Annotated in this window: 7 protein-coding genes; all 7 read left to right on the plus strand. The window is 52.2% G+C overall.

What is annotated here, in order from left to right; genetic code table 11:
- The first annotated feature begins 8 nt into the window (after nt 1-8).
- The 7 genes from SC206_RS22005 to SC206_RS22035 all read left to right on the plus strand — a co-directional run bounded on the left by SC206_RS22005 (nt 9) and on the right by SC206_RS22035 (nt 5,509).
- Nucleotides 9-443 (plus strand): acetyl-CoA carboxylase biotin carboxyl carrier protein subunit, encoded by a 435-nt coding sequence (locus tag SC206_RS22005; RefSeq protein ID WP_332740859.1) that lies wholly within the window; start codon nt 9-11, stop codon nt 441-443.
- A complete protein-coding gene (locus SC206_RS22010; protein ID WP_332740861.1) occupies nt 430-1,212 on the plus strand; it encodes a LamB/YcsF family protein in 783 nt (260 codons plus the stop codon). The genes SC206_RS22005 and SC206_RS22010 overlap by 14 nt, the downstream gene beginning before the upstream one ends.
- Before the next feature lie 236 nt (nt 1,213-1,448).
- Entirely contained in the window at nt 1,449-2,198 is a 750-nt protein-coding gene (locus tag SC206_RS22015; RefSeq protein ID WP_332740863.1) for an SDR family oxidoreductase, read from the plus strand.
- A gap of 36 nt (nt 2,199-2,234) precedes the next feature.
- The gene (locus SC206_RS22020; RefSeq protein WP_332740865.1) at nt 2,235-2,945 is read left to right on the plus strand and encodes an amino acid ABC transporter permease; all 711 of its coding nucleotides are present in this window, start codon (nt 2,235-2,237) and stop codon (nt 2,943-2,945) included.
- A 6-nt stretch (nt 2,946-2,951) separates the two neighbouring features.
- Nucleotides 2,952-3,704, plus strand: coding sequence for an amino acid ABC transporter permease (locus SC206_RS22025; RefSeq protein WP_332740867.1), 753 nt, complete (start codon nt 2,952-2,954; stop codon nt 3,702-3,704).
- Nucleotides 3,705-3,713: 9 nt separating this feature from the next.
- Nucleotides 3,714-4,451, plus strand: coding sequence for an amino acid ABC transporter ATP-binding protein (locus SC206_RS22030; protein WP_332740870.1), 738 nt, complete (start codon nt 3,714-3,716; stop codon nt 4,449-4,451).
- A 203-nt stretch (nt 4,452-4,654) separates the two neighbouring features.
- Nucleotides 4,655-5,509 (plus strand): ABC transporter substrate-binding protein, encoded by an 855-nt coding sequence (locus SC206_RS22035; RefSeq protein ID WP_442976154.1) that lies wholly within the window; start codon nt 4,655-4,657, stop codon nt 5,507-5,509.
- Nucleotides 5,510-6,414 lie beyond the last annotated feature (905 nt).

Consider the following 6,414-nt stretch of genomic DNA (forward strand, 5'->3'; position numbering starts at 1 on the left):
GTGAAAAGATGATAGCAATTAATGATATACGCCAGATTGCCCGTCAGATGCAGTCTTGCGGCATGGGCAACATCGAGATCAATGGCAAAGGCTTTTCGCTGCGTCTGCGTTGTGATGATGAACGCGGCTTCAACGGGCACCAGCGGACCGAAAATCTGCCGCCTGTTGCGATCAAGGCGCTGAAAAAAGGGCAGTTTTGGGCCACACATCCAATGCAGGAAAAACCTGCCGTCGAATGTGGTACGCAGGTTAAAGCGGGCGATTGCCTCGGCTTTCTACAACTTGGCGACCTGATGATGCCGATTCGTAGCCCACAGGACGGCGAAGTTATCGACATTAAAGCCGTGCAGGGCGAGCAGGTTGGGCGCGGTCGGGTGCTGTTTTCAATCAAACCGCAACTTTCCAGCAGCCTGCTTGAGGAGGCGTCCGATGCGTTTTATTGATTTAAACGCCGACCTTGGCGAAGGCTTTGGCGATTATCGCATCGCCGACGACGAGGCGCTGATGTCCATTATCAGCTCGGCCAATATCGCCTGCGGTTTTCATGCCGGAGACGCATGCACTATGGCTGAAAGCGTGGCGCGCGCCAAAGCCTTGGGGATCGATTTAGGGGCTCACGTCGGCTTTCCTGATCTGATGGGTTTTGGTCGTCGCCGGATGCAAATCGATACCGCAACCCTCGCGAATTACGTGGTTTACCAGCTAGGTGCGCTCGCCGGTTTCGCCCGCATTGCCGATTATCCGCTGACGCACATGAGTTTTCACGGCGCGCTGGGTAACATGGCAGCCGAAGACGAAACGCTGGCGATGCCGCTGCTGCGCGCGGTGCAATTCTTTGATTCAACTATGATTATCAGCACCACGGCGGGCAATGCGGTAGAACGCTGCGCCGTGAAATTGGGCTTGACGGTGGCGCGCACGCTGCTGGCCGACAGGGCTTATCACGCCGACGGCATGCTGGTAAGGCGCGGCACGGAAGGGGCAGTGATTCATGACCCGCAGCAAGTAAGAGCGCGGGTTCGCCAGTGGCTGCTCGACGGCACATTAACCAGCATTGAAGGCGAAATCATGCCGATGAAGGTGTCGTCGATTCTGCTGCACGGCGATACCGAAGGCGCTGTCGCGCTGGCCCGACAGATTCGAGAAGAGATAGAACAGACGCCCGGCTGTGAAATCAGGCCGATTTCACGCCAGCCGCTGTCGGCAAAATAACCAAACTTTATTGGTTAACTAACGAGGCTCTAGCGAGAAAACAACCAGACTCTAGCGAGAAAATAACCAGATTGTATTGGTTAAATAAATAGACATAAGCGGGCCTTATTGCACCACACCCTTTATGTCTTATCCGTTCGAAAGATTAGTCGTTACATTCGATTTATACTGACCGCAAGCCGCTTCCAAAGGGATTGCCGCACAGTTAAAGAGAGCACTTTTTAAGAGGAAAGGTTATGCCGTTTTCAGATTATAAAACCGCGTTGGTCACTGGCGCTTCCGCAGGAATGGGTGAAGCAATCGTCGAACGTTTGTGCCGCGAAGGCCTGACCGTTCACGCCGTTGCGCGTCGCGAAAGCGAACTCAAGGCGCTGGCCGAGCGTACCGGCTGCATTCCTCATGTTATTGACGTCAGCGATATCGACGCGTTAACCCGCCTGTGCAGCGAAATCGAGGTCGACGTGCTGGTTAATAATGCCGGTATTTCGCATCCAGGCTCGATTGCCGACGCTAAAGCTGAATATATCGACACCCAAATCGACGTCAACCTGCGCGCCGTACTGCACCTTTGCCGTTTAACCGTGCCGGGCATGATGGCGCGCGATTGCGGCCACATCATCAACATTACCTCTATTGCCGCGATTTATAACTTCGGCGGCAACTCGATTTATCACGCCACCAAAGCCGGTGTCCACGCGCTTTCACGCCAGCTGCGCGTTGATTGCTATGGCAAAAGAGTGCGCGTAACAGAAATCTGCCCGGGCCGCGTGGCGACCGATATTTTCGGTAACGTTTCGGGAGACAAAGAGGGCGCGAAAAAGCAGTTTATTGATGGCTTTGAGTTGCCAACCGCCAAAGATATCGCCGATACCGTCGCCTTCGCGCTGGCCATGCCGGTCGCCGTGAATATCGGCAACATTGAAATCACCCCAACGCTTCAGGTACCCGGTGGACTTTCCACCATGCGCCCAGGCGAACCGCGTTAAGTATGGTTCTGAATTATTCGCTGACAGGAGGACGCTATGGCAGCAGTGAAAAATGGCTTTGATATAACTGCGGTGGTGCAGGGCCAATATGGCGACTTGCTGATCAACGGCATCGAGCTGACGCTGAAGCTGGCGGTGGGCGCATGGCTGCTCGCCATGATCCTGGCGCTGCTGCTGGTGGTCATTCGCCTGTCGGAGAAACGTATTGCGGTCGCGCTGGTCAGCATTTATGTCTCTTATCATCGTAATGTGCCGACGCTGGTACAGCTGATGATGTGGTATTTCGCCATTCCAACCCTGCTGCCGGAAGCGTTGCAGGACTGGATAAACGACCAAAATGCAGAGTTTATCTTCGCGTTAATCGCGCTAAGCCTTTGTCAGGCGGCCTATTTCTCCGAAGATATTCGCTCCGGTTTGCGTGCGATACCTGCCGGACAAACTGAGGCGTCGCGGGCGCTTGGCATGAGCTATATCAAGTCGATGCGGCTGATTATTTTGCCTCAGGGTTTGCGTAACGCGCTGCCTTCGTTAATCAATCACACGGTTTTACTGTTCAAAAATACCAGCTTAGCGATGGTTATAGGCGTGGCGGAGCTGACTTACGTCACTCGTGAAATCGAAAACCAGACCTTCCGAACTTTTGAAATTTATCTGGTGGCCTCAGTGGCTTACCTGTTCTTCTCTCTGCTGTTGATGGGCGGCGGCGCATTAATCGCCAAACGTTTTCAACGCGCTATGGCGAGGTAAGCGGCCATGTCTGATTTCTTCGACATTATTCATCAATACTGGATGCTGTTTTTAGTCGGGCAATATCCGCACGGCGCACTCGGTGGACTGGCAAATACGCTGCTGCTGTCGATTGTCGCGATGCTGTTTGCCTTTCCGATTGGCATTGCGCTGGCGATGGCGCGCATCTCGCCGTTTAAATCCGTGCGCGCGGTGTCTGCGGTGTGGGTTTACGTGTTTCGCGGTATCCCGTTGATGATGGTGATTTTTTGGACCTATTTCTGCATCCCGATGCTGCTGGGTCACGACATCAACGGTTTCGCCACCATGGCCTGTACGCTGGTGATTTACGAAAGCGCCTACATTGCCGAGATTGTGCGCGGCGGCATTCAGGCACTGCCTTCGGGCCAATATGAGGCCTCACGCGCGCTTGGCATGAGCTATTTCAAAACCTTCCGACTGATTATTTTGCCACAGGCACTGTACAACATGCTGCCGAGCCTGATTAGTCAGCTGGTTTCGATTATCAAGGACAGTACGCTGGGTTATGTGATTAACGTGCAAGAGCTGACATTTGCCGCCAATCAGGTCAGTAACCAGCTGTTAACCAAGCCGTTTCAGGTGTTTGCGATTGTCGCGCTGAGTTATTACATCATCTGCGCCAGTCTGACTTGGCTCGCAAACAGGCTGGAGAAGCACATTGCCCAGCAACGTACAAAACATCAAGGGGCGCAGGCGTCAACACCTACAGCCGCGTTAACCCCTGAAATTTCTCAATAAGGAGCAGTCATGACCCCGCTTATTATGTTTAACCAGGTCAACAAATGGTATGGCGAATATCAGGCTCTGACTGACCTGAGTGCAGAGATCCGCACGGGTGAAGTGGTGGTAGTGTGCGGGCCGTCCGGCTCGGGAAAATCCACCCTAATCCGCACGGTTAATCGTCTTGAACCCATTCAAAATGGCCAGATTTTGTTTGAAGGTCATGACATTAATGGCACCAGCACGCGTCTGAATCAGCTGCGCACCCGCATTGGTTTTGTGTTTCAAAACTTCAATCTTTTCCCGCATATTTCGGTGCTGGAAAACGTGATGATTTCCCCAATGAAAGTGCTAGGCGTGCGTCGTTCGCAAGCTAAAAAAGAGGCGATGGCGTTGCTTGAACGCGTCGGATTGGCCCACAAAGCCGAAGCCTATCCGTTACAGCTTTCGGGCGGACAGCAGCAGCGCGTGGCGATCGCCCGAGCTTTGGCGATGAAACCGCCGGTGATGCTGTTTGACGAACCGACCAGCGCGCTGGACCCCGAAATGGTGGGAGAAGTGTTGAGCGTGATGCGCGGATTGGCGCAGGAAGGCATGACCATGATGTGCGTGACGCACGAGATGAATTTTGCTCGCGAAGTGGCTGACACTATTTGGTTTATGGATGAAGGGAAAATTCTCGAGAAAGCCCCGCCGGAGCGCTTCTTTACTCAGCCCGGCCATGCTCGCGCGCAGCGATTCCTGAGCGATTTGCGCCAGCATTAATCCTTGAAGGTATTGGGTTAATTGTTAGAACGGCAAACCGTTTAGCTTCGTGACGGAAAGCAGTTGCTTACAGTTAACCAATACATTGCGGCTACAAAACACATTACGGCTAATGAACTTGTTGCAGTTAATAAACTCATAGCGGCTAATAAATTCAAGCGTGACGCTGTCACTTAAATTTTTGACACTTTTCGGGGTTCTTTATGAATATCAAAAGCATGAAAATCACAAAACTCGCTTTATCCGTATTGCTCGCGCCAGTGGCGTTGACTTCTTTAGCGGCAAACGCTGATGCGCTGTCTGATATTCAGGCGCGCGGCCAGCTAAACTGTGGCGTATATTCTGACGTGCCGCCGTTTTCTTCACCCGATCAGCAAACCCGTCAGCTGGTGGGCATGGATGTTGATTTGTGTACCGCGCTGGCTAAGCAAATGGGCCTGAAATTAAACCTGATGCCTACCTCCGTTGAGGCGCGCATTCCCGTGCTGACTACCGGTCGCGTTGACGTACTTATCGCCAACCTTGCCTACACAAAAACGCGCGCCTCGCAGATTCAGTTCAGCGACCCGTATTACGTCGCTAAAGAGATGCTGGTGGTGAAAGAGAAAAACGCAGCCGAGCCAATCACTTTCTTTAAAGGCAAACGCCTGAGCGCTACTAAAGGCACGACCTCGGAACAGTCTATTTATCTGGCTGGCGCCAAGGCAATCACGTTCCAGGACACGGCATCGGCTTATCTCGCCTTGCAGCAGAACAAATCTGTTGGCTTTGTGACTAACACCATGACGGCTACCAAGATGATTGAGCAGGCGAAAAAGGGCGGTGTTGACCTCGCGATGACCTCATTCCCGATGGCGCTTGAGCCTATCGGCATCGGCATGAAGCAGGGCGAACCTGCACTGTTAGCCAAGGTGAATACTAGCCTTAAGGCGATGGATGACGCGGGTGAAATCGACAAGATTTGGGATAAATGGATCGGGACGGGGACCTCTTACAAGATGGTGAGAGAAGATAAGGTTCAGCCCTTGAGCAACCTAAAATTCGAGCCCCTTAACTAATGGGCTTGTTAAGTTAGACCGAACTTGGCGGTGAAAGATTTGGAAATCTTGGGGCAAACTTTCCCTTAAATCAAAAATTTTAGACTCAAGTTCAACTGCAAATGCAACTGCAACTGCAACTGCAACTGCAACTGCATGCGCTTCGCTTACTGCGCGGCGGCGCAGACCGCCTCAAGGATGTTCCTAAGCGAACACCCTTGAGAATCCCGCGCTTTTTTTCCACAGCTGTAACTTGAGGACTAAATCCGTAGATCTTTCCAGTTGCCACTGCGTGTGGCGTTGGTCGTGCCGCTCTGCGGTCCCCTTACTTCGGGCGGGAGCCAAAAACGTCTCCCGCCTCTCCGCTCAGCACAGCCCTAAGGCCGCCAATTACAGCACTTAAAGCAAGTGCGGAAACTCTTAGGCGGTCAAGGACCGATCGCTCTAATAAATAATAAATTTGTTTGTTTGAGATGCCAGCAAAATAGTTTTCTTATTTTTGATGATTGTCATCTGAGTTTTTCCTGATTTTTTATCTGATGTTGCTGATTATTTAAACCAAACCTGACTAATCGTTCCTTGACCGCTTAAAAATATTCGGTTTCTCTTTAGAGTCTAGTTGGTTGAGGAGTCGGCCCTTGACCGCTGAAAAGTATCCGTTTTTTCTTTTGAGCTGTGATTGGCGGTATCAGGGCAGCGCTGAGCGAAGGTGAACAAGACGTTTTTGGCTTGTGAACGTAGCGAAGGAAGCGCGAAGCGCCGCGACCTACGCCACGCGCTGCGGCATCTGGAAAGATCTCACTTTTTCAGCCCTCAGTTGCAACTGTGGATAAAAAGCTTGGGATTCTCAAGGGGCGAGCGACTGCACTGAACCCCAGATCCTGGACACTTCCAGAATCTGAAGGGTTACCATTATGAAGCATCCA

The organism is Rouxiella sp. T17, assembly GCF_036663475.1.
In the GTDB taxonomy this organism is placed as follows: domain Bacteria; phylum Pseudomonadota; class Gammaproteobacteria; order Enterobacterales; family Enterobacteriaceae; genus Rouxiella.

Bases quoted from the DNA above. Each gene is read 5' to 3' on its own strand.
- SC206_RS22035 (WP_442976154.1), top strand. From the start codon at position 4,655: ATGAATATCAAAAGCATGAAAATCACAAAACTCGCTTTATCCGTATTG.
- SC206_RS22025 (WP_332740867.1), top strand. From the start codon at position 2,952: ATGTCTGATTTCTTCGACATTATTCATCAATACTGGATGCTGTTTTTA.
- SC206_RS22010 (WP_332740861.1), top strand. From the start codon at position 430: ATGCGTTTTATTGATTTAAACGCCGACCTTGGCGAAGGCTTTGGCGAT.
- SC206_RS22015 (WP_332740863.1), top strand. From the start codon at position 1,449: ATGCCGTTTTCAGATTATAAAACCGCGTTGGTCACTGGCGCTTCCGCA.
- SC206_RS22030 (WP_332740870.1), top strand. From the start codon at position 3,714: ATGACCCCGCTTATTATGTTTAACCAGGTCAACAAATGGTATGGCGAA.
- SC206_RS22005 (WP_332740859.1), top strand. From the start codon at position 9: ATGATAGCAATTAATGATATACGCCAGATTGCCCGTCAGATGCAGTCT.
- SC206_RS22020 (WP_332740865.1), top strand. From the start codon at position 2,235: ATGGCAGCAGTGAAAAATGGCTTTGATATAACTGCGGTGGTGCAGGGC.